Source organism: Leptospira noguchii serovar Panama str. CZ214, assembly GCF_000306255.2.
In the GTDB taxonomy this organism is placed as follows: domain Bacteria; phylum Spirochaetota; class Leptospiria; order Leptospirales; family Leptospiraceae; genus Leptospira; species Leptospira noguchii.
The window spans coordinates 199289-224960 of the sequence record NZ_AKWY02000034.1 but is presented as its reverse complement, the minus strand read 5'-3'; the positions used below and the strand labels follow the sequence as shown (position 1 = coordinate 224960).

The window sequence follows — 25672 nt, the reverse complement described above, 5'->3', positions numbered from 1 at the left end:
AACCTATATATCTTAATTTAATAATTAGCTTTTTTGAATAAATGACTTTGGTATATATTCTTTCTGTCTCTTCGAGAGACTATGAAACAGTTTTTTATCTATATTATAATACTTACTTTCCCAACTTGAATAAAAAGGATGAGGAACAAAAACGGCGAAACCTAAATCTCGAATTCCTTTTGTAGGAATTGTCGCTCGATGAAGTCCTCTGGTATCTTCCAAAATAATCGTTCCAGCTTTTACAATGGACTTGATCCTTCGATAATCATCCTTAGGATAAATGGAATCGACTTCTTCTTCGGAAAAATACGGTTTTCCGTCCAGTTGCCGATCAATAACCGAACCCGCAATGTATTCGTGCGGACCGTTTTCAATTTCACAATCCGTCAAAAAAAGGAAAGCTTTGAGTAAATGATCCGGATGATTTCTGTCTCGATGCCAAAAATGATTCATTACTTTATATTTTGCCGGAAAATTTCTTCGTATATATGCTTCAGCCAAATAAGGTCTAACTCCCATATACTGTTCAATTAATTCAAGAACTGTTTTGAGATGCCCCCGTTTTTAGTGCCAGTGTAATGAGTTAAAATCCTCTTAAGCAGAGCACCTTAAATATACTTCGGGAGTTCGTCCCCCGAGAGAACTATGTGGCCTCTCAGAATTGTAGAAGTTCCTCCAATCTTCGACAAGGCGTTGTGCTTCTTCAATATTTTTAAACCAATTTTCATTCAAACATTCGTTTCGCATCTTACCGTTAAAACTTTCGATGAAAGCATTTTCAGTCGGCTTTCCGGGAGTCGTAAAATGAATATCGATTCCTTTCTCCTGTGTCCATTTCAAAAAAGATCTTGAAGTAAATTCCGGACCGTTGTCTACGACGATTTGTTTCGGAAGACCGTAAACTTCGATTACTTCATTCAAAATTCTTACAACTCTCTCGGAAGGAATTGAGAACTCCGGTTGAGTCGCTATTGCTAAACGACCATAGTCATCGATTATATTCAAGATTCTGAATCTTCTTCCTGAATAAAGCGAGTCCGACATAAAATCCATCGACCATCTTTCTCCAAACGCTCCCGGTAAAAGTTTAGGAACCGTTGGCAAAGGCAATCGTTTGCGCCTTTGTTTGATTCGGTATTTCAAGCCCAATTCCACATACAATCGATAGATTCGTTTGTGATTCACTCTCTCTTCTTTTCGTATAAAATCATGGATTTGCCTGTAACCCGCTCTTTTATGTTTGTATGCCAATTCCCGGATGCGCTCTTTGAGTTCCTTATCTTTATCAAAGAATTTGAATCTGTTTCGAAAGCCGGTTCGAGATTCTTTCAGAAGACGACAAGATTTTCGTTCGCCAAGTTTTGGTTTGATGAGCATGATCGCTTCCTGTTTCTGTTCCCGGCTTACCACTTTTTTTCAAGTAACATCTTGATCGCTTCGTTTTCCAAAGCCAATTCTGCGTAAAGCTTTTTCAGCTTGCCGTTCTCTTCTTCCAAGGACTTCATTCGCTTTAATTCACTCAGCTCCATTCCGCCGTATTTCGAACGCCAGCGATAAAATGTATTTCCGCTGATTCCATACTTTCGACAGATTTCAGGGGTCGAGACCCCTGACTCCGATTCTTTCAACACTTTGTGGATTTGTTCTTCGCTATATCGCTTCTTCATTGCTTCCTCCAAATTTATTATACATCAGGAGGATTTTCACAATTTCAGCTGGTCCTTAATTCGGGGGCTAGGTCAGTTTCATTTAACCAAGTTCGAATATAGGTAGGATCCTGCGACAAAAATATCTTCAAACTTGATGACGCAAATTCTTTGATGACCTGATCATAACTTTTTATATCGGATAGTTCAAAAGTAATTCCTCTCCGAGCAATTTCATGATATTTTAATTTGTTATATTCTAAAGTAACCAAGAATCATGTATGTGATTTTCATTTAAATCGTCATGCAGGAGAAACCGCCATCAACCGCGATTTCCGCACCTGTTACAAAACCGGAAGCATCCGATGCAAGCCAAAGGATCGCACCGAGTAATTCATTCGGTTCTCCGAAACGCGCCATCGGCGTATGAGTAAGAATTGATTTTTCTCTCTCGGGGGAAATAAAGTTTTTTCGATTCCATTCCGTTGGAAAAAAGCCGGGACGAATGGCATTGACTCTTACACCCTTGGTTCCCCACTCTCTTCCTAAATTTTGGGTTAAGTTTTTGATTCCCGCCTTTGCGACGGAATATGTAAATGCTTTTGATAACGGGGGACCGGCAGAGGCCGAAGAAACATTGATGATCGATCCCTTTCCTTTCTGTACCATGTATTCTCCGAAAACTTGGCATCCTAAGAAAGTGCCGGTTATCTGAGAATCCAAAATAGAATTCCATTCTTCCAATGATATCTCGAAAAAAGGACTTGGTCCGTTTATTCCCGCCCCGTTAATCAGAATATCCAAATCACCGAATTCGGATAAGATTGCTTTTAAACAGGCTTGGTGCTCTTCCTTTTTTGAAACATCCAGAGCAAACGTTATAGGTTTCGCATAACCCTCCGCTTTAATTTCATCCGCTACCTGATCCGCTTTTTCCTTGCGCAAATCAATTACAACGACCTTACATCCCGCCCGAGCAAATCCTTTTGCCATCTCTCCGCAAAGATGCCCGCCACCGCCAATCACAGCCGCGACCTTATTCTCCAAATTAAATAAGTTTGTAATATAATTATTTTTTGATTTTTCCATCGTTCAACTCTTAAAAGACGACATCATTGTTTTCATGGATTCGGCCCATTTCCAAAGTACAAAAAGATCGGATCCTAAAATTGAGTACGTATACCCTTGATCGAAATGTTTTTCCAACGCATCTTCAGTTACGTCCGCAATTTGCGAACCGCAACTTTTTCCATATTTTTCACAGGCAAGAATTACTTTTTTAGAAGCTTCTAAAACTAACGGATGTGTTGTTTGCCCAGGAACTCCCAAGGATCCAGACATATCATACGGGCCGATCATAACACCGTCAACTTCTTCGAAAGCAAGCAAAGCTTCAATATTCTCCACAGCTTGAATCGATTCTATCTGAAGCATCAAGATGGAAGATTCATTCCATTCTTTTACATATCCATCGAATGTAAATCCATACTCTTGAGCTCGATTTACACCGAAGCTTCTTTTTCCCGTAGGAGGATATTTATTGATATCAGCAAGAAATCGAATTTCTTCTTTCGTTTGGACCATAGGATACAATATTCCGTCCGCACCAGAATCCAATAACGGTTTTGTCCAATCATTGGAATGTGAAACCGGTCTTGGCAAACAAATACATCCTTCCGATTGACTCGCAGCAATAATCCGCTGTGCCTGTTCTAACGATATGGTAGAATGCTCCATATCAATCGCAATAAAATCAAACCCTGCTTTCGCAAATGTTTCCGTTATGGAAGGATGAGCATAGGATACCCATCCTCCAAATACTCTTTCCCGATTTCTGAGTTTATTTTTAATTTCTTTTCTTTTTTTTGGAATCATAACTTTAATTTAATTTTACTAATCTGTGTCTGATCGGTCCGTCATATCTTCTATAAAAGGGAGGTCGTAAGGCGTAATATTCTTGGTGCCAAGAACATAACTCATCTATTAGAATTTCATCAGATTCTTTCCATGGATATTTTTTGAAAATTATCGCGGTTCCATCTGGTAGTGTTTTCTCTTCTCTATTACAACAATAAAATAGAATCTCTTTCTCTCTGGATATAATTCTCATGTCTTCAAAATACTGTTGAATAACTTCATGATTCATTTCTTGCATAGAAGCAATGTTGATAATTAAATCAGCTGGAATAGATTGTAGAAACTTTTGATTGGATGCTTGAATTGCAATAAAATCTGCAGTGCCATTGAAAATGTTTTTTAAATCCTCTTTTTCAGTTAGCAGGCAATAATTAAAGTTATAGTAACTTGAAATTCTAGAAAAATATTCTAAATCTACAAATAGAGTTTTAGATAAATTTATCGAAACAACTTTCTTTACAAATTTACTTACGAGTAAAAGCGAAGCCATAGAAGCAAATCCATCACCAATAACTACGGCTACATCTATATTTTTATAATTCTTTATATGATCTTTCAAAAAAGCCAAAGTTATAGTTTGCCTCAGTGCATCCAAACTATAAGCCCGATTTTGAAGATTCAAAATTTCAGACATTTTAGCATCTAAATCTTTAAATCCACTATATCTTTTTGCTATTTTTCTAAAAAATCTCTGAAAATAAGTATGAATAAGAATCTTGGCCCAAGAGTATTTTGTTTCTACATCCCCAAAGCCAATTATTCCATCGATTCCACCATCCTCATTCACATCAAAATCTTGATGATATTTTTTCCAATGAGAAGAGGTTACATTTTCATCATCTTTGAGATTTTTTATGAGTATTTTTTTAGATTCTACCCCAAAAAAAATCATTTTATTCCCCTAAAATAGAACTAATAGCAGGATGCAAATGTAACAAGCCTACAAGACTAAGATTATCATCTACTACTGGTAAATCCCATACGTGTTTCGCCCCCATCAAGTTCACACCATCAATTAGTTTGGCATCAGGGTTAATACATATTGGTGATTTTATACAGTGTTCTAAAGCATCATCAACGAAAAGTGCTGAGAAGGGTTTTTGAACTTTTAATAGTTTTCTACGAATATCTCCATCCGTCACAAGTCCTAATAACTTTAAATTAGAATCAACAATACAAGCTATTCCTAAATTAAACTTTCCCATCGTTTCTAATGCTTCTTTCAGAATTGTCGTTTCATTGAGTATAGGAAACGAATCTAATTTTAGCATAACTTCTCTTACTAGTTTATTACGATTAATTTCTGTGGACATTGTCTTCTCCCCACTTTGCTAAAAGTTCCAATCTTTGTTCGTGCATATGTTTTGCTTGAAAAAGAATTCTTTCCAAGTATTGAATATCAAGTACGGTGTTGGCATCCGATTTTGCGTTTTGGGGATCATTGTGAACTTCCATAAACAAAGCGTTGATTCCGCAAGCTGCTGCCCCTCTTACTAAATGAGGAATGTATTCTCTCTGACCGCCGGAAATATTTCCCATAGAAGTAGGAAGTTGTATTGAATGTGTAGCATCAAAACAGACCGGATAACCAGTTTCCGCCATGATCGGAAAACATTTGAAATCGTTTACAAGCATGTTATATCCAAAAAAAGTTCCACGATCCGTAAGCAAAATTTGATGATTTCCGTTTGCTTCGATTTTCCTTACCGAATTCTTCATATTCCAAGGACTCATAAATTGTCCTTTTTTCAGATGAATCGGTCTTTTTGTCAAAGCGGCCGCTCGTAAAATCGACGTTTGGCGACAAAGGTAAGCCGGAACTTGAACCAAATCGCAGACTTCACCGGTGGCCGCTCCCCATGAAGCATCGGAAAAATCGGAAGTAACGGGTATTCCAAATTCATCTCTTACATCGGCCAAAATTCTCAAACCATCGTCCAATCCAAGACCGTGAAAACTATCCGGCGCCGAACGACAATCTTTGTCATAACATGCTTTTAAAATCCAAGGAATTCCAACACGATTGCAAATTTCCTGAATACGCTTGGCCATCATAAATGTGTGCTCTTTAGACTCAATAGCACAAGGACCTCCAATAAAGACAAGAGGCAGGGTTTCACCTATTTTTACTTTTGATACATTTCCGTATCCAACTTCGATCATTTTTGGTTTCATATAAGTTTATTAATTTATCCTGTTTTGATTACAAATATTCGCTTCTAACCAATTTTTTAATTCCTTTTGACCAGATATGATTGGTATTCCATGTGCTGCTCTGTCATCTTTTTGTATTATTCCACTGGGGTCATAGTATATAGAGGGTTTGCCCAACCCTTCGGCAATCAATGCTGTAGAAGTAAATGGCATAGAAATTACTAGTGAACATTTTTCACACAATGCATATGCGGATATTTCTGAATCAATTGTATGAAAATGAGGGTGTAGATCTAACTTATTCAAAAAATTTCTGTATTTTGGATGAGCGAGTTTTCCTATTTTTCTCTTTCTTTTCAAAATCATATTTCCATCCATTTTGGAAATAGATTCTAAGATATCAGAAAGGAACCGAATAGATATTTCTGGAATATAATATTCTAAGTCCATTCCTAGAATTCGATACCGAGAACTACGTACCGGTTGTACATCAAAAACAGCAATACTAGGATTGTTGATCTTTGGTACCTCGACGACGCCACCTTGAAACCAAATTGATCCAACAATACTGATATTTGCGTAATTCCCTACTGCTTGGCGTACAAAATCTGCCTGGTATTTATCCCATACCAAATAATGAGGCCAAGACATTGCCTTCCAACCATGATTAATGGGCGGATAACCATTTTGCTTTTTAAAAGATTCTGAATTAGTAGAATAAAAATAGAAGGTGATTGCTGACCCTAGTTGTTCGGCTTCATACGTCCAAAGGGGACGATAGATCCAACCGGAAATATTAAACAAATAATCCTGTGCTAGTAAACCAGCAGGTAAATTGCGTACCTGAGCTGCAATTGCAGCCTGATTTAACAACAACGCATACCACCAACGACCGTGAAGGCAATGCAACACTGCAATCAAACTGGCACCTAATCCCCAAAAGAAATACCTAACAATTGATTGTATACCAACTAGTTCAGGTAATGGTGCCTGACGTGGCAAAATTGGGATACCTCCTACTACAGTAGGCAAAGCTTTCGTTACTCCATGGTGAATAACTTCAAGATCAGACGCTCTACCAATCCACTGTAGATACCAAGAAATGATATTATAACTTTCTCCACTATTGATCTTTTTAGGCAGATTGTCTATACCTAGATTTGCAAAGTAAGCGTAACGTTTCTGATATAAAACTGTTTTTTTTCCTGAAGTTATTCCCGCAAATGTAATTGCCCCAATCTTTATTATACCATAAAGCAAAAATATAACAACATACAGTTGCCAAAGAAGCGCAGATCTGAAATGGGCAACCTTAAAATCATATTGCATTAATATTTTACGCCATTCCTTAGGCAGCGGGAAAATTACTCGTTTATTATCTTTAGCTAAAGACAGTAACAATGCCCGATTAAGTTTGATATCTCCAACCCGAACAAGTAAATATTGCCTTATAACGATTTCTCCCAATCCTGCCCCAGATCCAATCACAAACGATGAAATAGTCTGGTTGTTCTGGTTTAAGTTGTGTTCGGTTAATGCTTGCTTAACTATTTCAATTAGGTTTAGCCGACTCGTTTGTTTTAACATTCGGTAACCGCGCATCATTTGACGCAACCTGCTTTGCTGGCGCTTTTTCATGACACAATTGAATATTGAACTTAATTTTCCGATCAAAAATTAGCCCTTATACTTCTTAGGATCTCAATGAATAATGTTTTATTCAATAAAAAGGAAGAACTATATTTTCTTTAGAAATATGCTTCTTCATCCTAATTGGTCTTACGTCCAAGTAAAAAAGATTTCTTCATTAATAATCCCTTTTGAGCAAAAGCATCAGTCCAATAAAAAAAATGACTAATTGGAATTTGTCGCAAATTCGCTAATTCAATTACTGAATGCACGCCATCTATACTATACATCACATCAAAAAAAGATTCCCAAAGTGGTATTAAAGAAGGATCATCTCGCCAATTTGGATATAAGCCATACCCAGATAAAAAGATCGGTCCTGGCTGATTCAAAACCGGAATATAATCTTCTTCAGCTAAATCGATAATTTCCTGAAGTAAATCTCGCGCTTCTCTGATCCGTTCTACGTCAATTAGCTCAATATTATCATCACTAGTATGGTATTCTGGATAAGGAAATCGCGTTAATGAAAAAGTTGGGATATCCACTCCTGGGCTATCCAATACTTTTTCATCATTGCATGCACTTTTTAAGAAACTCACAATTTTGTTTGGTAAATTTGAATTTGTTAAAACGTCTTCGAGAATTTTGTCCCAGTAAGTATCCCCCCGTCTTGTTCTCTGCCCAACCAATGGACCATTAGTGCCGAGCATCTCACTAAAAAAACCTCCGATTGAAGTATTTATTATTTCCGGGTGATTGGATAAATACGCTATGCTGCCAATCGTTTCCGGCACTACCATTATCAAATAGGAATACTTACGGCGCTCCCTAGCTAACAATCGTGAAGCAATATCCAATGTTACTGCGACTCCGGTCAAAGAATCATTGACCTGAGTTGGATGACAAATATTTGAACAAATCACAAATGTTTCTTCTGAATCACCAGGTATAAGTAGGGAAAGAGTATTCAGATTCCCATCATCGAAACGACTGTTAATTTCAACTTCATAGGTATCGCTAGTAAAGCGGCTTAACCAATCATGAGGGATAGAAAAACCCCATACTGGCTCGTAAAAACTGAAAACAAATGGGATTGCCTGAGAGCGCTCTGGGATTGTATGAAGATGTTTAAGTAGCTCTTCTCGCTCTACTGTCCCTTTAAATGGCTGAGAATAATTAATTACATGGAGCGGATTCCATGCAACATCTACCAGAGTCTCGCCATTCGCTCTAATCGTAGCACCATCTAATTCCCAACGGCGCGGAATAGTCCAAGACCAAGCTTTGCTTCCAGACGGAAAACCTTCAATAAAGGCACCAGGCAAAAATTCTGTAAGCATTTGCAATGCCTTATCGGTATCATTATTTGCAATCGTTCGTGCAAGAGGGGTTATTTTTCTTAGCAGGGACATCATGTCAATTTTGTCTTTATAAAGCTTCATACGTTATTAATCTTTTCCAATACAGGCCCTTATTCTTAATCTAAAGTGATTTTGAACTTCACACAATTCATGATAGAGACTATATAAAAAGTAAAGGGTAATTCCTCACAGAAAAGACTTGAACATACAAAAAGTATTAACACAACTCACCGACAATTGAACTATGCAGGTTTTATTGACTCTTTCTATACAATCTCTGTAGGAAAAACATCACTTTGCATAGTCCAAAGTATTTCCAGTCTTTTGCAAAGATAAACAGATTATAATTTTTTGAAGCGTTGTCCATTGCAAAATTCATTTTCAATTTTTTAATATTACACAATAATTGCTTTGACACCAATTCATTAACTCCGTAGGCGTAAGAACATCCATAGGTATATTGATACCGCCTAACTCCAAGGCATAAACGATCCATTCCACACAATTCATATCGCTCGGGTTTCTAGATCTTAAGTTTCTTAATCGACGAACGAAATCAGGTGCTTCCTCAGTCAAATGCCATCCTTTAAATTTCTTTTCTTGCTTAATAATTTCCAATGTAAGCAAACCCGGCTGTTGTAAAAAAGCCAAAGCATCTTCCGGAGTAGGTATTTCAATATCAAAAAAAAGACGCTCCCCTTTCGGTAATGAAGATCCATCCCATGAAATGATACGAGCACCTAACAACGAAAGATCAGCCAAACCATAATTCGGAATGGAAATGCCTACATGGTTTGGTTTCCCATTAACCGTAAAAATGACGATCTGCCATCGGTTTGAAATACTAGATTGAGATTGCTCCAGACCACGGAATATTTGGTTACTATTACTGCTATTTTTTTCAAATCGATCAGCCAAACCAGGCACAAGAAACCGTTTAGCTTTCATCATTGAATCTATATCCCAAAAGGCAGATTTTCTTGTAAATTTCGAAAATGCTGTCCCTCGTATATCGCAGACAGCACGAATTGAAGTACCACTACGAATGCGATGAGTGATAGTAATAAAGGAGGAGCAGACTGTGACAAAACCAGACCACACTTCCCATGACTCGCCTTCTAATAACTCCTTTCTGTGCTCGATAAAAATCCGCCCTGCCACTAAAGTAATTTCAGAATCAATTTCTAAAGATACAAGGCCAGATTGCTGAAGAAGTATGTTCGTGCTTTGGTCAAAAAGATTCATGTACGAAGATACATTCATATGACCATTCTGATCGATCCACTTTGTCAGGACAACGCCCGACATTGTTAATAAAAATCCCTTCATTCCTCAGAATCTCGCGCTTTATGACTAACGATTTCCTTAACTGCTTTTCGGTCTATTTTCGCATTGGCATTTCGGGGGAGCATATCTATTATAATAATTCGTTTTGGTACCATGTAAGCTGGGAGAATAGCCCTGAGATTTTTTTTGATTAAAAATATATCCAATGCTCTATTCATTTCCTTTGGCTCTAACGCCAACCACAACTCTTGATGACTTTCACCAACATCAAATACAAAACCACAAGCAAGATGAATTCCTGGAAGCGAAACAGCAGCAGTCTCAACTTCACCCAAATCAATTCGATAACCTGCTACCTTAACAGTTGAACCAATTCTACCAACAATGAAAAGATTACCGACATCATCAACATATCCAAGATCCTGCGTACGAAAAGCACGGTGACCCTCGAGTTCTATATAAGCCTGATTAGTCTTTTCAGAATCACCTATATATCCACGTGTAACACAAGCCCCAAGCATACAGATTTCACCCCTTTGATTTGGCTCATATAAAATCTTCGATGACTTATCTATCAGGCGAAATTGCATTCGAGAGTGAGCTTTCCCAACTGGTGCAGGGCGACCTTCCCGAAGAGGTTGAATATCTAGATGTCCGATTTTGTGCATTGTATTTACGATTGATGTCTCGGTAGGTCCCCATACATTAAAAATATCGACTGCAGGTAAACTCTCCATCCAACGAAGAACATGAGCAGGAGGGAAAAAATCCCCTCCTGCGATTATGCGTCTAAGTCCTGTTAGCCTAGAATCATTGATAATACCGTTGCGAAGCAATTGTGAAAAAAATGTAGGTACAGCGAAAATTGATGTTACACGAAAAGTAGCCGTTTCAGCAACGACTTGAGTCACATCGGATGGATTAGAAAAAATGGCAAGTGGGATATCGAAGTAAAGAGTTGTTAAGACATCAAACATTGAAATATCAAAGAAAAAGTTAGTAGCACATCCAATCACATCCATTGGGTACCAATCCAACATATCTATACTCCAAAGCAGAGTATTTTCGATGTTACCATAATCTGCAACAACTCCCTTGGGAACCCCGGTCGAACCAGAAGTAAACAAAACGTAAAAAAGTTGGTTTGAATCTGGTTCCATAGGTTGCGAAGGCAAACCAGATTCAATACTTTGTGGAACTGGAATCATATGACGAAGATTCGGAAAGGCTTGTTCACTTTTCTGACGTTCTTCTACTGTACCTAAAAAAATGACAGATTGAGCATTTAGAGAAGAAAAGCAATGTGCTAACCGAGAAGAAGGCTGTTGGGGGGATAACGGCGAAAAGCCCCTTCCTGAAATCAAAGCACCCAAAATAGCTGCAACAGTTTCGCCTGTTCGATCTACAAGAATTGGAACAATGGGAGTTTCAGCAGAGTTAACAGAAAAGGATCTGAGTGCCTCTGCATAACCTTGGGCACGCCAGAGCAATGAGCGCCAAGTCCACACTTGCTGGAAATCGCTGATAATCGGTTTCTCTGGATCTCTAACCGCAGCCTGCCAGATTCGGTTCCATAAAGTAATCTCAGTTCTACTACTTTTCAACTTTTACAAACTCCAATATTAAACCTTTAACAGCGATAAACAAAGTCCGAATTTTGCCACCAAAAGAATCAACGTTAATTTGATATCGCCCCAATACAAAATTTCCAGGTCGAGATGTATACATAGTTTCTATAGTCTCAAGATCTTCAGTAGTCATTGCCAGATGATGTAATCCAATACTGAATTTTTTGGCGAATTTGGCCGTACTCGCATCTTCAGCCCGCGGTTCCACAAGCTCAATCCATAAGTTGTTTTCAGGTAGATGAATGAAATGGAGATTGTTCTTTTGGTTAGTATCAAAAATCGTTTCAGTAATATTTAAACGACTCAGTCCAAGCGCAGCAAGAGCTTCATCCACATCTGTAACAACTAATCCAAGATGATGAATTTTCATTCTACTTCAATTAGTTATTAATTTCATTAAGGTATCGAAACGTCTTGCTGCACTAAATGTAGCTGGGTTAGTGAGGTCGATCTTTTTACCAAAATTTTGCTCTATAAACACTGCTAAACTTACCAAATCCAGAGAGTCAATGATTCCTGTCTCGATAAAATCAATCTCTCGAATCTCTTCAAGTATCCCATTCCCTTCACGTTCAACAAAAAATTGAGTTAGCTTTTCCTCTGCATCTGTAAATTTCAAAATTTTTCCTCTCCCACTTAACTTTTATACCCAATAAAATTCGATTTTATAAAAACACGAGGATCTTTATAAAATAAATCTAATAAGCAATCGATAGTCTGGTCATACCAATAAAAAGAAATATTACTCAACTCTATATCAGAACCAACTTGATTAATAAGTTTCTTGTCATAAAGCTTCGCTGTTGCTTTCGAGAAATCAAATTCAAAATTTTCACCCGGTAAATCTCTTCGTCTCAAGAAAGCAGAATAATCAGTGCCGATATAATGCTCTCCTCTAAAAACTTCGGTGCGAAAAGCAGTGTGTATTCGATATGTTGCCCCACACATATGCTCTACATAATGCAGTGCCGTATTGCCCATTGATACGGGGCGTCCAATATGAAGAAATGCTGCTCGTTTCCCTTGCAGTCTTGCAAATACACTATCATAACCAAATGCACTTTTGCCAATATTTTCGATAAAACCAGCTTCTGGCCCAAATGCTGCATAAGAAAATAGGGGATGTTCAGAGCGTTTAGCACCTAGTTGTTCAAGAATCCATTTATTCATCGCACCGAGGTTAGTACGTGACCCTAAAACATCGAATCGACCTTCAGCAGTATAGGTAAATGTTGTTAAAATAATAGTTTTCCCACGATCCAAAAAAGGCGCAACAATTGCATTACAAAACTCATTTCTATTTTTGTAGATAGTTGCACTATTACCAAAATATCTAAAATCAGTATAGATATATAAAATATTAGCGTCAAAAGCGCCAACTGATCGATATGCCTCATTAAGCATTTGTTCGAAATCAGTTGGAAGAACTATTGCCATAAATAGTAATCACCTCAACTTGCATTCCCACCAAAAAACGTATCTGTGCAACCATTTCATTTTCAAACTCCGCCGAAGAAACCAGCAAGCAATCCACTGATTTTAAAGTATTTTCATCCGGCTTTACAATTGGGATACCACACATAAATTTTCCATGCTTATTTGGGTTATTATCAAATATCTTACTCCAAGGAATATTTTCCTTTGCCAATAGTTCCAATACATCCATAGTATGAGGACCTGCTCCAAACAAACCAATGATTTTCTGAGATTTTTTTAGTCTCCGCAAACGTTGGCAAATTGATGCAAATAATGAATGAAAACAAGCGTCATTTCGTATTTTGTTTTCCAGATAAACTTGCTTTGCATATCCAGGAAAACTGTCCAATTCCATCGATTGCCCTGCAACACTTACTGCTCTCAGAACAGAATAAGCAAATCCAGAACCCACTGGATTTGCGTTAAATCTCTCACAAATAAGGGGACTAAATCCAGACGACCTTAAGTAGCTATTCAATATTTGGTTTGTAAAATAAAGCAGATGCTCATGATGATAAAAACGGGATAGAGATGGGGCTATATCCTGACTATCCGGTACCTCAATATACATAACTCCGTTTGGTGCCAAGATATTTCGAATTTTCTTTAAGCATTCTAAAGGATTGCTCAAATGCTCTAACACATGACGCATAACAATCAAATCAAATTTAAGGTCTCCAAATTCTGTTACTTCTAATGTTGTTTCAAAGAGTGTTACATTCGGGAGTAGCTTTTTTACTTGCTCAATATATTTTTCTGAGAGTTCGACCCCAAAAAGGCTTAGTTGGTTATTCGCTCGCTTATTAAGATTTTGTAAAAAAAAACCTTCAGCACAACCTATTTCAAGAACCTTCATACCTTTTTCTAAAGGTCTAATTTTCTCAATTAAATTTATCTGCATTTCTATAAGCAATGCAAACGGTGACCCAATTTCAATAGATTTCCGTGGAATCCTTGATTGCTTGGAATAATATTCAAATAATTTTTGCTGTCCCATTCGCGGATTCAAAAATGTAAGACCACATTGCTCACAACTGCAAACACCAATTGTAATGATCATTTCATCTGCACTGGTTAGAAATATTCTATGCTCATTTGCCGGTTCTAAGACTGTTAAAATATCATTCTTACAACCAGGACAAACAGCAACATATTCAATGTCGCCAAATGAGTCTTTTAAGTTATCATTCATATTAATACCTTATCAAAAAACTGAAAAGAAAGTAATTTAGTTGTAATTAGCCTTAGTGCTACTCTCATGAAAAGGAACTTCCTATCAAAAATATATCCATCTGAATAAATGCACTACTGGATTTCTTAATAATTAGAAAACTACAAGTGCCAAACCATCGTTAAATTTTCTGCTGAAACAGTCTGAATTAACGTTGTCAATTCTTCGACAAAACCAGTTTTTTGATATGCTCGAATTGCTGCAATATTGGCGCGATTAAGACCTAAGACAATTTGCTTAATATTACAGAATTGGCATAACCAATTTGCACTTGCCGAGATAACTTCTGTAGCTACGCCTTTTCCTCTGTAGTCAGCTTCGCCAATAAGGATACCCATAATAGCATAGCCTAATACTGAATTAACGGGTTCGTATTTGATATTTCCTATATGTAGTCTAGTTTCTTTTTCAAAAATTCCAAGAAACAAAGTATCCATTTGAGCATTACGCTTTAACACATATTGTCGAAGTTCATCAAGATTGAGCTTAGCAGTAATGTATTGACTCGTCACTTGATCATTTAACCAAGTGACATATCTTTCACTAACATCACAAACACTAAGTGGTCTTAGAATAAAACGGTTCGTTAAAATCTCAGTAAATGAGGACAGCATCAATATAACCTAAATCTTTTTATAACTTTGTATTTTCAGTCTAACAATCCCCATTTCAGTGCTGTTCCTCGTTTCAAATCCTGATTTACTCGCTTCCCAAGTACTATTTCCAAATACTTAGGAGGTAATCCATATCCCGGACGAATACTTCTCACATTCTTTTCGAAAATCAAATCTCCTTTTTTCATATCTTCAACTACGTACAAGGAACGTCTAAAAACCAAAGATGCTTTCTCTTTTTCAGTCGCATCATAACTTATCCTCCCTAAAGCTTGCCAAGCTCGTTCAGTTTCAATAACGAGCGCTTTCATTTCGTCTGGCTCCATAGAAAACGTAGAATCAACTCCACCTTCCACTCTACTCAATGTAAAATGTTTTTCTATTACGGTAGCGCCTAACGCGACCGAAGCAATAGCAACTCCGATCCCCAAAGTATGATCAGATAAACCGACTTCGCATTGAAAAAGATCTTTCATATGAGGAATTGTCACGATATTCGTATTATCGGGAGTTGCAGGATAGGTGCTCGTGCATTTAAGAAGAATCAGTTGATCATTTCCTTCCGACCGAACTGCGTCCACCGCTTCCGCAATTTCTTGAACATTGGCCATTCCAGTGGAAATAATAATAGGCTTTCCGGTCTTAGCTACTTTTCGAATCAATGGAATGTCTATATTTTCAAAAGAAGCAATCTTATAAGCAGGTGCATCCAAAGTTTCTAAAAAGTCCACCGCCGTAAAATCAAAGGGAGAGCTAAAACAAAGAATCCCCTTTTCTTTCGCACGTTTAAAGATCGGCTCGTGCCATTCCCAAGGTGTATACGCCTTTTTATAAAGTTCGTATAAAGTTTCACCTTTCCATAAACTTTTCGGATCTGAGATTAAAAACTCGCCTTCTTTTTTATCAATCGTGATCGTATCGGCAGTGTAAGTCTGCAATTTAATCGCATGAGCACCGGCAGCCGCAGCGGCATCTACGATTTCAAGTGCTCGATTCAATGACTGGTTGTGGTTCCCTGACATTTCCGCAATGATAAACGGTTTTTGATTTTTTGAAATTTGTATATTAGCGACTTTGATCATAACTTTTGTAATGAAAGGTCTGTGCCGAATTGATAACCATTTGACGACCGCCTATTTTTCTTCATTGAAAAAATATTTTGGATTAAAGCATCCTACGAGAATTCTATCTATTGGCTGCCCATTTTCTAAGTAATGTCCTTTTAAATTCCCTTCTATTACCCATCCTGCCTTCGTATATGCCTTTATCGAAGAAATATTACTTTTATACATACCACCGAACAATTTCCTAATATCAAACTTATCAAATGCTATTTTATTTCCGAGAGCTATGGACTCTGATGCCAAACCTTTACCATGATAATTTTTGTTCCCTAATAAAACAACTAGATCAGAAATTTTATGCACATGATTGATCGGACCTAATTTAACCGTTCCTATGCATTTATTATTTTCTTTATAGAAAATCCCAAATGTATAAGAACTTTTGCTCTCTTCTCCTTCTTTAATGCTTCTCAAGAGCTCTTCCTTATCTATTTTTCTTTTCAAATTCGTGTAATACTTCATTAATTCTTCATCTTGAAACCAGTCCAACATTTCACTATCCACATCGGCTACTTCAATTTTACTCAGATATACATTATCACCAATAATTTTTTCCTTCATCTTTTATTCTTCTATATTAATTAGTCGTTCCTGAAAAAGTGCAAATGATCAAATTGCGAAACTGAAAGAAGGCGAAATATAAGGTTTCAAAAATAATACAAAGAAAGCTCGGAGGAGCTTGCTAAAATTACACCCGGCAGCAGCGAAGAGAGCATTAATACAATCACCTTCTTTGCCTTTGAGAAAATTTCGAATCATTTTGTGATCGTGTTTCAAATGAGAAATAACCGCTTCAATGGCGGATCTTCTATTCATCCACATCCTTTCCCAACGAGTCATATTCTTTCTGCTTTTATTGGAAAGATGAACTTGAACATCCTCAGGATGATGATCTTTTCCTTTGTAACCTAAGTCCACATAGACCTCCTTCGGTCGAAGACGAACAATCTTTTCCATCTGGTTGATGGCGTCTTTCAAAGTATGACCGTCATACGGATTTCCATGTAAGGCTTGAATTCCAACAATCCAGTTGGATTTACTCGTGGTAACTAAACTTACTTTACAACCAAACTCATACCTTTTATGAGATTTTCCCTTAGAAATACATTCAACTTCCGGAGCATGGATACTATAGATTTTATTTTTGCTATTTTTACTTTGTGTTAAGATTCGTTCGGAGATTTCTAAAAGCGATTTAAGTCGTTCATTAGGATTTTCTACTTTTCGCTCTATATCCCGTTTTACGCAGCCCAAATACGTTTTTAAGCGTTTCGTTTCCTTATTCGCTCGTTTTATTTGTTTTGCATGAAAGTAGCGACCTTGTTTAATGAATACTAATTTACTCTTTCGTTTATAACTTTGTCTTAATTGGATCTTTGCTTTGAACACTTCTTTCACTAAAATTTGTCGCATTTTACAGCGCGTATCAAAACTCAGATCTATTTTATTAGGAAGATTAAGCTGCAAGGTTCTGCCCTCACCAGTTTTTCTTACGAAAAAAACTGGTGAGGGCGGGTTCTTATGATACAGTCTTGCATCCGTCGGAAAGGAGATCGCTTTCTCTTGCACGGTTGTATCTACATTCACTCTGCGAAATTCTTGATCTTTTATCTCCCCTTCGCGTTGCCCTAACAAGATCGTCTCTTCTAAAAATTTCTCTACTCCATCCGAACCAATTCGTTTTCTCCACTTTACTAAACTCGTTGGATCACAAGGTAAATCGTGTTCGAAATATTCATTCCCGCAGAAATATTGCCAATACGGATTCTCTAAATAACCTTCTACTCTTTCATCGGACACGTTATACGCATGCCTCAAGTAATGCAAACCAACTAACAAGCGGATTCGTAATCCGGGTCTCCCGGTTTTCTCTGTGTAATTCTTTCCGAATTCTTTCTCAAATTTTTCCCAGTCTATCTTGTTCGACATTTGATACAATGGATGTCTATGATCCAGGATCTGGTCTAATCTGTTGCGAAATAGTTCGCCTTGATTTTCGTGTTTTGAGCTTTCTTCTGGTTTCATTTTCACCGGCTTTTACGTGCTTTCTCGATACTTTCTGGTGATTTTGTTTTTGACTCGATCCATCTGGATAGCGCTTTATTTGAAATTATACGTGAATTCTACACTTTTTCAGGGACAACTAAATAATTCTTATACTTAGATGACTTCCTTGTTTTCGTGTTAATCTATACAGACTACTGCAGCTATATTCAACTCTCTAAATAGGCTATTTGAATTCTATGACTATCTATTCTTTTAAATCTTTATACACTATAGGAAAAACCGAAAGCAATAACGTTAATTACGATTACAACTGTTCCATTTTTCCATTAACTTAGTAATATTGCATTTAACCTCTGCAGCAAATGATTATTCTGCAAGTGAGTAAATTTCTCACGTTGAAAAATTCTTTGATCTTTTGATTCCAGCTTACATAAAATTTCAGATAATTGATTTAAAAATTCAACATTATCTTCATATCCTAAAAGATTATAAATTCCCAATTCACTAAATCTTCGAATATTTTTTTCTTGATTTTTCACAACTTCTACAATTACCATCGGTATGTTACATTGCACCAATTCATAAGTTGTTTGACCACCGGCAGTAATCGCCAAATCTACAGATAACAACAACTCTCGCATTGTATAGGCATTCAAATTTTTATGAAAATAAGTATTTTTATCTTTATAATTTAGTATTTCATCTAAATTTTTGAAAGCCGGGCCTATTACGATTTGTTTTTTCTTATTTGGATATTTATCCTTTAGCAAATTTAAAATTTTAGGAACAATATTTAAACGATCTTCCCCACCGACAGTAATTAATATAGATTCAATATTTTCTCGAAGATCGGGAATTACAAATTTTTCTCTAAAGGGTTTACGTAACAAAACGTATTCAGCACCAGAAAAAATTTGATTTCTATAAGTATTATATTCTATATAATTTCCTCCAAATCCAGGATTTAAAATTGTGGAACCGAATGGATAACTAATTCTATTTGTATCATCAATCGATATTAATTTTTTTACTTTTTTAGAAATGATTTCATAAATATTTGCTTCTGCTAGATAAGAATCCACAAAGGCAATTGAAATATTATGCTTATCTAATATCTTTTTTAAAATCACTACATTCTTCCAATCAAAGACATGGACGGGAAAATTGGCATTTTTCTCCGTTCCCGTTCCATCTGAATGTAAAATCATTTCAACCTTGTAGTTTAACTCAATTAAAACTTCTGCGAGCGCTGTACAACGTCCCAAGTGACCAAGTCCAGTATGAGATAGGCTTTCAGTGAATATGCATATCAAGTTTTTAATTCAATCTCTTAAATCCTGCGTGACATACAGGGCCTTTTAGTAAAGAAAGGATATCTCTTCCTTCCTCACATTCACGAATCGTTTTAAAAATAGGATCCAGGTATTCGAAGTATTGATCTATAATTTCTTGAGTATGTTCGGTGCAAATATATACGCTATTTCCGGCCAAAAATCCTTTTTCGAGCATTTCTTGAGTGATTAGTGTTTTGTATTCCAGAGAATTCTTACTTTGAATCGTAAAACCAGCCAAGGCAGGCAATCCCCATAAATCAATCGAAAGCGCGTATTTCTCTGCTAAACGTTTCCAACGATCCTTGATCGAGTTTCCAATTTTCGTAATCGTTTCCCACGATTTCGTTTTTTCCATTATTTCCAACGTCTTGAGAGCCGCGGTCGGTCCGATTCGTTCCGTCCAAAATGTACTGCTTATAAAAGTGGATTGAGCCGCTTCCATTATGGACCGTTTTCCTATCGTCGCAGTAATTGCATAACCATTCCCCAGAGCCTTTCCGAACATCGCCATATCCGGTTCGACTCCGTACAACTTATGAAGCCCTCCGAATGTTTGCCGAAAACCGGACGTACATTCATCGAATATTAGAATTATATTCCGTTCGGTAGCAAGCTTGCGAACCTTATGTAAAAAATGATCTTCGGGTCCTTGATTTCTAGAAACCTCCATTTTGATAACGCCAATGTCATCATGCTGGTTTACTAAATTTTCCAATTCGTTAAAACGATTGTATTGGAATGGAAAGACAGTACCTTTTAAATTCTTAGGTACTCCATTCGGATCCAAACCTGGCAAAAGATGTCCAGACAAATGATCGTCTTCCGCTAAATTTGCAGATAGATACCAATCGTGCCAACCGTGATATCCACAAATCGCCACTTTATCCTTCCCGGACGCGGCACGTGCGATCCGAATTGCAATCGCATTTGCTTCTCCGCCGGAACGCGCAAATCGAACCATTTCCGCCCAAGGATGAATTTCAATAAGTCTTTCAGCCAAATAAACTTCTTCCGGACAATTGAAGGTCGACATATTTCCTTGTTCGATTGTACGACGAACGGCATCGTCTACTTCTGAATTTCCATAGCCAAGAATATTCGTTCCGATCCCCATAATACACATATCGATATATTCGTTTCCATCCAGGTCCCAAACCTTGCAGCCTTTCGCTTTGCTAAAATAGGCAGGCCATTGTTCTGGTAAAAACATTTCAGCCCTTTTCGAAAGAAGCATATTACCACCCGGGATAACTTTTTTAGCTCGCTTCCACAATTTTTGTCCGGTTCCCATATTTGCCCCTTCGTTCCGAACGATATGATTGTTTATTGAAAATATCTCCGGCTTCATTTTATATAATTCCAAAACTTCAAGCCAACCGAATTTGATATCGGGATGAAAGTGATCGAAAACTTTCTTGATAACCTCAAAGTCCGACGGCTCATCCACTGTCCATCTTAGATCAGAACGATTTTCATGATATTCTAATGAAGATTTTTTGAATTCATCGGATTCGCGGATCCAAGGAGTAACGTGTTCCCGATAAAAAGTTTCCTTTTTTTGCAACCAATTTTTTTCAAGACTTTGAAAACTAAAAACTTCAATATCCAATCCATCCGGAAACGTGGGTGGACTAGCATTCGAACAATAGTCAACTTGATCTCTGAAAAATTTTTCGATGACATCGTCCACTAAAACCGCATCGACCAAAGGACAATCACCTGTAATTCTTACGACTACGTCCGCTTTTTTTTCCTTTGCAGCTTGATAATATCGATCAAGAACATCACTCTCGCTTCCCCTAAAAACCGAATATCCTTGTTTTATGATCGTTTCTGTTAGAATATCATTTGCCTGAGAAATCGAAGTGGCTAGAATAATTTCGTTTATCAATTTTGATTCGGATAATCTAAAAAACAGTAACTCAATCAACGAATTACCGTTTATTTTTTGGAGAACTTTATTCGGAAATCGAGTGGATCCTGTACGAGCTTGAACGATTGCTAAGATTTTCAAAGTAAATTCCAATTGGAAGGGTGAATCAACATTTCGTCATTTTTAGAGAAATGATCAGGTACGTTAATAGTTTTAGTGGAATTCATGATTTGAATAATTTCATTCAATTGAAGTTCCGATTCAATCCCGATCACAAATTTGTCCACATTCGAAAAAGACTTTATAAATCCTATGCAGGCTTCTAAGGCAGATAAATTCGATTCAGACAACCATTGATCCCATTTTTTCCAAAGACCTTTCCATAGATCGAATTTTTTCGGTCGGGTGAGCGGAGTCATTAATAGGAGACCTTGAAGAAAAATGGATCGAACATGAATTTCACAACCGCCCGATTTTAATTTTTCCAACCATCCTGAAATTTCCAATCTCCGATCCAATACGTTTAACGGCGCTTGTACGATTTCCAATTTCAATCCTTTCGGAATTCTCTCCAACTCATCGGGAGAATAAATCGAGATTCCAAATTTCTCTATAATGCCGGAATCTTTCAATTTATTAAAAATATCTAATAAATGGGATCCATATTTTGAATATAAAATCTCAGGTCTGTGAAGCAATAAAGCGTAGAGTTTTTTAATTTTTAAACGAGATAGACTGTTTGTAAGCTCCGTATGAATCTGCTTTTCCATATCCGTCTCGGATAACTGTCCGATTTTAGTAACGACTCGCCATGATTCCACGCCGATATCACCTAACACTGTCTCACTATTTCCGTACAAAATAGCCGTATCAAGGGTGTTAATTCCAAACCTTTGAGCGGATGTCATGATGTTTTTAGACTCGTTAAACGATACCTGACCATTTTGATTGGAAACACCGTAGGAAAGGCCAAATTGGGCCGTGCCGATAGCGATTTTTGAAAACATTGAATTGAGTCGTTTTTAGAATAAAGTTTGGTGACCGATCGGAGTGATCAAGACACTCTTTATAAAATCCAATTCTTTAGAAGTTAGTCCCGGAAACATCGGTAAACTAATCGCTTCCGAATAATATTTTTCCGACTCAGGAAACTGAGTAATATCATACTTAAATTGTTCGTAATACGGCTGTCTATAGATAGGAATATAATGAAGATTGACCATAATTCCACTCGATCGAAAGCGTTCGAAAATTTCCCTATGACTGGCCGCCATCTTTTTTTTATCGATACGGATTATATATAAATGAAACGCGGAATAACAGTCCTTATTTTGATAAGGCGTTACAACGGGTAGATCTCGTAAAATTTCATCATAGTAATTACGAATGACTTGTCTCCTTGAAACAAACTCATCCAATCGATTCATTTGGCTGCTTCCCAATGCGGCCTGAATATCCGTTAATCGGTAATTATATCCAAGTTCCAACTGTTGATAATACCACTGACCTTCGGGCAGACGTGTCATTTCCGCAGGCGTTCTGGTTATACCGTGGCTTCTCAGACGATACATTTTATTTACTAGTTCAGGATCGTTGGTTACGGCCATTCCCCCTTCACCCGTTGTTATTATTTTAACAGGATGAAAGCTAAACACCGATATATCACTAAATTCACAAGATCCTATCTTCCTACCCTTGTAGGCTCCACCAATTGCATGCGATGCGTCTTCAATGATTTTAAAATTATATTTTTTGGAAAGAGTATGAATTGCTTCCATATCTGAACTTTGACCGGCGAGATGAACAGGAATCACTACTTTCGGTAATGTTCCTTCAATTTCCGCTTTTTCCAACTTTTCCTTTAAACAATCGACACTCATATTATAAGTTTTCGGATCGATATCGACAAAGTCTACGCTTGCACCGCAATACAACCCACAATTGGCACTGGCGACAAAAGAAATGGGACTGGTCCATACACGATCGCCCGGCCCTACTTCTAAGGCTAAACAAGCAATGTGTAAAGCAGAAGTAGCACTATTCGTCGCTATTCCAAATCGAGCGCCTGTATATGTGCAAACAGCCGATTCAAATTGCGGAACCGCCGGTCCTTGCGTAAGGAAATCAGAACGCAGAATTTTTATCACCGCCTCAATATCTTCTTCAGAAATGGATTGTTTACCGTAAGGAATCATAATTGTCCGACTTAATTATTCAATGTAGCAATGCTAGTCCGAATATCGGACATAGGTTGTCCAAATAATTTTTGTATTTTTTCGGTTGATAGACTCATATCTAGAGGTCTCCGCGCATAGAGTGTAACGTCTTTTATCGAAATCGGATTAATAAGATTGATTGATTTATCGAGCGTTTTAGCGATCAAGATTGCAAATTCAAATTTCGATATTCGTTCGCCTCCAACGACATGATAAACGCCATCCACTTGTTTTTGAATTAATCTTAAAATCGTATCAGATAAATGAAATATAGAAATCGGTGTAAAAAAAACATCGGCAAAAGCATTAATTTTTTCATTCCGATTTAGAGAATTGATAATCCAGTCTGAAAGAGATTGTCTCCATTTCAAACCCGGACCAAAAAAGTTGGTTCTAAGAATCAACGATTTTGGATTTGCGGATAATACGGCCAATTCCGCTTCCGCTTTGGTTTTACCATATACGTTTAAAGGACAAAAAGGTGTTTCCTCTTTAATCATAGCCTTGGTTCCATCCCAAAGATGATCCGTGGATATATGAATCATTTTTATATCTAACTCTACTGATATTTGAGCTACTAATTGACTAAGATCAACGTGAATTTTTTTTGCTAAAGATTCATTTTTTTCACACTCGTCAACGTTCGTTAAACCGGCGCAATGTATTACGTATTTTGGCCGAACCCGATTGAATAAGTTTTTTACGGCTGCAAAATCCAAAAGGTCAATTTCAATCTCTTCTACGCCACTCAAATTCAAGGAATGATTTTTTCTAAGAGAAATAACATTGTAATTATTTCCTAAAAAATATTTCGACAGGTAATTCCCAAGCAAACCGCTTGCACCTGTGATTAATACTGTATTTGGTTTCAATTTTTTATTTTGTGAAGAATGGAATTTAGCTAATATGTTTATTTAAATAAGAAAATCATACTTATTACTTTTCAACCAAGTTGCTCCGATTCTACATTTTGGATGAATCCAATCGTGTCTCTTGGTGTAATCAGGCCATTCCTTCAAAATTTCCCAAAACTTTTTTTGTCGCTGAATGTCTTCAAGACTATCTACCCAATTATCTTCAACTCTCTGCCAGCATTCTTTTGTAGCATCCAATATTTCGTCAGAGGATAAATCTTTCACTATAATTCCAGCTTTCTCATAATCATCTGTTCGGGCATAATTATGCTTCAAATGCTCCCTCCAGGTAAGCGCTTTCCCAGTTGTTTTCCAAAAAAGATGCTTGGGTATATTTAAAGAATCGCACCACGACCAAATATGACTCAACGGTATAAAGTTTACAAATAGTATAGGTTTGTTGTAAAATTCAGTAATTGAATCCAATCCACTTCCCGTACTAATACAGAGATCGCAGTTAGCAAATAACCAGATATCCAAAAGTTCATTTTTACTTAGGTGAAATGCATAATCAATCACCCTTGAATGGTTCGTGGGAATAGGTTTAGCCATAACACTTCCCATTCTGAGTACCCAGATCCCCTGCCCGGCCAACCATTCCACTGCCGGCACATAATCAGAAATGTCCGTATCTCTATAGCTATGGTAGTCCCAATTTTCATTTTTCAACAAGGGGGAAATTTGTAAATAGGAACTATCGCGAACTAACAAGCAAACGAATTTCTCGTGATCCTTCCAACCTTGTGCCCGTAACCAATCTTTTGCTTGTGTTACCTCTTCAGGAAGGAATTCAAATGGAATAACATTCATTTGCTTTAACTTGCCTTGTATATCCCTCGTTGTAGGCTTTAAGATATGGTCCTGTCCGCCCGATATTTTTTTGTTCCAATGATCTAAATAATAAACACTCCAATGAATTTTTAATTTTCGCCTTGCCATTCTTTCCCATTGGCGATTTGAAACTTTCTCTGAAAACCAAAAAAGGTCGACTGTATTAATCGGCTGTTCTTGTAGAGAAGTCCAGTACATCACGGATTGTGCATTAAAATGGCCAATCCGAGTGGAGTCTATAATTCCAAAACGAACTAGACAATATGGTTTTAACTTGCGAATAATTAAAACTAAAGGAATTGCCCAAAAGGAAGTGGAAAGTAATTTTATTTTGTTTATAATTCTTATAAATATATGCGTTCTGGAATTTTTACTCATCTTACGTGCCAGTGCTCTTACGTCTTTTTCCAAATGTTCTCAATTTCTT

The 25672-nt window shown here is 37.1% G+C and carries 25 protein-coding genes and 1 pseudogene; 1 reads left to right on the top strand and 25 read right to left on the bottom strand.

Going from position 1 to position 25672, the window contains the following annotated elements; all coding sequences use genetic code 11:
• Positions 1-24 precede the first annotated feature (24 nt).
• The 19 genes and pseudogenes from LEP1GSC059_RS18340 to LEP1GSC059_RS18245 all read right to left on the bottom strand — a co-directional run.
• A pseudogene (locus LEP1GSC059_RS18340) lies at positions 25-543 on the bottom strand (phytanoyl-CoA dioxygenase family protein); the annotation flags it as partial.
• 51 nt (positions 544-594) lie between these two features.
• A protein-coding gene (locus LEP1GSC059_RS18335) for an IS3 family transposase (RefSeq protein WP_420323973.1) occupies positions 595-1667 on the bottom strand; the annotation gives its coding sequence in 2 pieces (ribosomal slippage) (positions 595-1418 and positions 1418-1667; 1074 coding nt in all).
• 273 nt (positions 1668-1940) lie between these two features.
• Entirely contained in the window at positions 1941-2735 is a 795-nt protein-coding gene (locus LEP1GSC059_RS18325) for an SDR family oxidoreductase (protein WP_017214729.1), read from the bottom strand.
• Positions 2736-2738: 3 nt separating this feature from the next.
• Positions 2739-3521 carry an HpcH/HpaI aldolase family protein gene (locus tag LEP1GSC059_RS18320; protein WP_017214728.1) on the bottom strand — a complete coding sequence of 261 codons (783 nt, stop codon included), beginning with the start codon at positions 3519-3521 and terminating at the stop codon, positions 2739-2741.
• A gap of 4 nt (positions 3522-3525) precedes the next feature.
• A complete protein-coding gene (locus LEP1GSC059_RS18315) occupies positions 3526-4455 on the bottom strand; it encodes a putative sugar O-methyltransferase (RefSeq protein ID WP_017214727.1) in 930 nt (309 codons plus the stop codon).
• 1 nt (position 4456) lies between these two features.
• Complete coding sequence (locus LEP1GSC059_RS18310; protein WP_017214726.1) at positions 4457-4876, bottom strand: CBS domain-containing protein; 420 nt, start codon at positions 4874-4876, stop codon at positions 4457-4459.
• Entirely contained in the window at positions 4860-5738 is an 879-nt protein-coding gene (kdsA, locus tag LEP1GSC059_RS18305; protein WP_020981237.1) for a 3-deoxy-8-phosphooctulonate synthase, read from the bottom strand. Before kdsA ends, LEP1GSC059_RS18310 begins: the two co-directional genes overlap by 17 nt.
• A gap of 9 nt (positions 5739-5747) precedes the next feature.
• Entirely contained in the window at positions 5748-7391 is a 1644-nt protein-coding gene (locus tag LEP1GSC059_RS18300) for a polysaccharide biosynthesis PFTS motif protein (RefSeq protein ID WP_155243473.1), read from the bottom strand.
• 95 nt (positions 7392-7486) lie between these two features.
• Positions 7487-8791 carry a DUF4910 domain-containing protein gene (locus LEP1GSC059_RS18295; protein WP_017214722.1) on the bottom strand — a complete coding sequence of 435 codons (1305 nt, stop codon included), beginning with the start codon at positions 8789-8791 and terminating at the stop codon, positions 7487-7489.
• Positions 8792-9091: 300 nt separating this feature from the next.
• Entirely contained in the window at positions 9092-10039 is a 948-nt protein-coding gene (locus tag LEP1GSC059_RS18290) for an acyl-CoA thioesterase (protein WP_017214721.1), read from the bottom strand.
• On the bottom strand, positions 10036-11601 hold the full coding sequence (locus LEP1GSC059_RS18285) for an AMP-binding protein (protein ID WP_017214720.1): 1566 nt from the start codon (positions 11599-11601) through the stop codon (positions 10036-10038). The genes LEP1GSC059_RS18290 and LEP1GSC059_RS18285 overlap by 4 nt, the downstream gene beginning before the upstream one ends.
• Positions 11591-11995, bottom strand: coding sequence for a VOC family protein (locus tag LEP1GSC059_RS20905; protein ID WP_017214719.1), 405 nt, complete (start codon positions 11993-11995; stop codon positions 11591-11593). The genes LEP1GSC059_RS18285 and LEP1GSC059_RS20905 overlap by 11 nt, the downstream gene beginning before the upstream one ends.
• 6 nt (positions 11996-12001) lie before the next feature.
• Positions 12002-12244: an acyl carrier protein gene (locus LEP1GSC059_RS18275; RefSeq protein ID WP_017214718.1), complete on the bottom strand. Its 243-nt coding sequence runs from the start codon at positions 12242-12244 to the stop codon at positions 12002-12004.
• A gap of 17 nt (positions 12245-12261) precedes the next feature.
• Positions 12262-13062 (bottom strand): AAC(3) family N-acetyltransferase, encoded by an 801-nt coding sequence (locus tag LEP1GSC059_RS18270; RefSeq protein WP_017214717.1) that lies wholly within the window; start codon positions 13060-13062, stop codon positions 12262-12264.
• On the bottom strand, positions 13040-14293 hold the full coding sequence (locus LEP1GSC059_RS18265) for a class I SAM-dependent methyltransferase (protein ID WP_020981199.1): 1254 nt from the start codon (positions 14291-14293) through the stop codon (positions 13040-13042). The genes LEP1GSC059_RS18270 and LEP1GSC059_RS18265 overlap by 23 nt, the downstream gene beginning before the upstream one ends.
• 140 nt (positions 14294-14433) lie before the next feature.
• The gene (locus LEP1GSC059_RS18260; RefSeq protein WP_017214714.1) at positions 14434-14946 is read right to left on the bottom strand and encodes a GNAT family N-acetyltransferase; all 513 of its coding nucleotides are present in this window, start codon (positions 14944-14946) and stop codon (positions 14434-14436) included.
• 35 nt (positions 14947-14981) lie between these two features.
• Entirely contained in the window at positions 14982-16028 is a 1047-nt protein-coding gene (gene pseI, locus LEP1GSC059_RS18255) for a pseudaminic acid synthase (protein ID WP_017214713.1), read from the bottom strand.
• Positions 16029-16079: 51 nt separating this feature from the next.
• A complete protein-coding gene (locus tag LEP1GSC059_RS18250; RefSeq protein WP_017214712.1) occupies positions 16080-16631 on the bottom strand; it encodes a GNAT family N-acetyltransferase in 552 nt (183 codons plus the stop codon).
• A gap of 48 nt (positions 16632-16679) precedes the next feature.
• A complete protein-coding gene (locus tag LEP1GSC059_RS18245) occupies positions 16680-18029 on the bottom strand; it encodes a transposase (protein ID WP_420323988.1) in 1350 nt (449 codons plus the stop codon).
• Here LEP1GSC059_RS18245 and LEP1GSC059_RS24920 point away from each other — a divergent pair.
• A complete protein-coding gene (locus LEP1GSC059_RS24920) occupies positions 17942-18136 on the top strand; it encodes a hypothetical protein (RefSeq protein ID WP_420323987.1) in 195 nt (64 codons plus the stop codon). The genes LEP1GSC059_RS18245 and LEP1GSC059_RS24920 overlap by 88 nt on opposite strands.
• A 267-nt stretch (positions 18137-18403) precedes the next feature.
• Here the strand turns inward: LEP1GSC059_RS24920 and LEP1GSC059_RS18240 are convergent, their stop codons facing one another.
• From LEP1GSC059_RS18240 to LEP1GSC059_RS18215, 6 genes are read right to left on the bottom strand one after another with little or no spacing between them, the layout of a single operon-like run.
• Positions 18404-19342, bottom strand: a complete 939-nt coding sequence (locus tag LEP1GSC059_RS18240; RefSeq protein WP_020981230.1) for a glycosyltransferase family 28 C-terminal domain protein — start codon at positions 19340-19342, stop codon at positions 18404-18406.
• A 52-nt stretch (positions 19343-19394) separates the two neighbouring features.
• Entirely contained in the window at positions 19395-21425 is a 2031-nt protein-coding gene (locus LEP1GSC059_RS18235; RefSeq protein ID WP_020981175.1) for an aminotransferase class III-fold pyridoxal phosphate-dependent enzyme, read from the bottom strand.
• Complete coding sequence (locus LEP1GSC059_RS18230) at positions 21422-22291, bottom strand: aldo/keto reductase (protein ID WP_017214709.1); 870 nt, start codon at positions 22289-22291, stop codon at positions 21422-21424. Before LEP1GSC059_RS18230 ends, LEP1GSC059_RS18235 begins: the two co-directional genes overlap by 4 nt.
• Positions 22292-22306: 15 nt before the next feature.
• Complete coding sequence (gene pseC, locus LEP1GSC059_RS18225; protein WP_017214708.1) at positions 22307-23479, bottom strand: UDP-4-amino-4,6-dideoxy-N-acetyl-beta-L-altrosamine transaminase; 1173 nt, start codon at positions 23477-23479, stop codon at positions 22307-22309.
• An 11-nt stretch (positions 23480-23490) separates the two neighbouring features.
• The gene (locus tag LEP1GSC059_RS18220) at positions 23491-24372 is read right to left on the bottom strand and encodes an SDR family oxidoreductase (protein ID WP_201028152.1); all 882 of its coding nucleotides are present in this window, start codon (positions 24370-24372) and stop codon (positions 23491-23493) included.
• A 42-nt stretch (positions 24373-24414) separates the two neighbouring features.
• A complete protein-coding gene (locus LEP1GSC059_RS18215) occupies positions 24415-25656 on the bottom strand; it encodes a TIGR04372 family glycosyltransferase (protein ID WP_017214706.1) in 1242 nt (413 codons plus the stop codon).
• Positions 25657-25672: the final 16 nt, after the last annotated feature.

Excerpts from the sequence above, each read along its gene's own strand:
- LEP1GSC059_RS18260 (WP_017214714.1), bottom strand. The coding sequence starts at position 14,946 with ATGCTGTCCTCATTTACTGAGATTTTAACGAACCGTTTTATTCTAAGA.
- LEP1GSC059_RS18320 (WP_017214728.1), bottom strand. The coding sequence starts at position 3,521 with ATGATTCCAAAAAAAAGAAAAGAAATTAAAAATAAACTCAGAAATCGG.
- pseI (WP_017214713.1), bottom strand. The coding sequence starts at position 16,028 with ATGATCAAAGTCGCTAATATACAAATTTCAAAAAATCAAAAACCGTTT.
- LEP1GSC059_RS18270 (WP_017214717.1), bottom strand. The coding sequence starts at position 13,062 with ATGGCAATAGTTCTTCCAACTGATTTCGAACAAATGCTTAATGAGGCA.
- LEP1GSC059_RS18325 (WP_017214729.1), bottom strand. The coding sequence starts at position 2,735 with ATGGAAAAATCAAAAAATAATTATATTACAAACTTATTTAATTTGGAG.
- LEP1GSC059_RS18290 (WP_017214721.1), bottom strand. The coding sequence starts at position 10,039 with ATGAAGGGATTTTTATTAACAATGTCGGGCGTTGTCCTGACAAAGTGG.
- LEP1GSC059_RS18250 (WP_017214712.1), bottom strand. The coding sequence starts at position 16,631 with ATGAAGGAAAAAATTATTGGTGATAATGTATATCTGAGTAAAATTGAA.
- pseC (WP_017214708.1), bottom strand. The coding sequence starts at position 23,479 with ATGATTCCTTACGGTAAACAATCCATTTCTGAAGAAGATATTGAGGCG.
- kdsA (WP_020981237.1), bottom strand. The coding sequence starts at position 5,738 with ATGAAACCAAAAATGATCGAAGTTGGATACGGAAATGTATCAAAAGTA.
- LEP1GSC059_RS18310 (WP_017214726.1), bottom strand. The coding sequence starts at position 4,876 with ATGTCCACAGAAATTAATCGTAATAAACTAGTAAGAGAAGTTATGCTA.
- LEP1GSC059_RS18265 (WP_020981199.1), bottom strand. The coding sequence starts at position 14,293 with ATGAATGATAACTTAAAAGACTCATTTGGCGACATTGAATATGTTGCT.
- LEP1GSC059_RS18230 (WP_017214709.1), bottom strand. The coding sequence starts at position 22,291 with ATGTTTTCAAAAATCGCTATCGGCACGGCCCAATTTGGCCTTTCCTAC.
- LEP1GSC059_RS18315 (WP_017214727.1), bottom strand. The coding sequence starts at position 4,455 with ATGATTTTTTTTGGGGTAGAATCTAAAAAAATACTCATAAAAAATCTC.
- LEP1GSC059_RS20905 (WP_017214719.1), bottom strand. The coding sequence starts at position 11,995 with ATGAAAATTCATCATCTTGGATTAGTTGTTACAGATGTGGATGAAGCT.
- LEP1GSC059_RS18295 (WP_017214722.1), bottom strand. The coding sequence starts at position 8,791 with ATGAAGCTTTATAAAGACAAAATTGACATGATGTCCCTGCTAAGAAAA.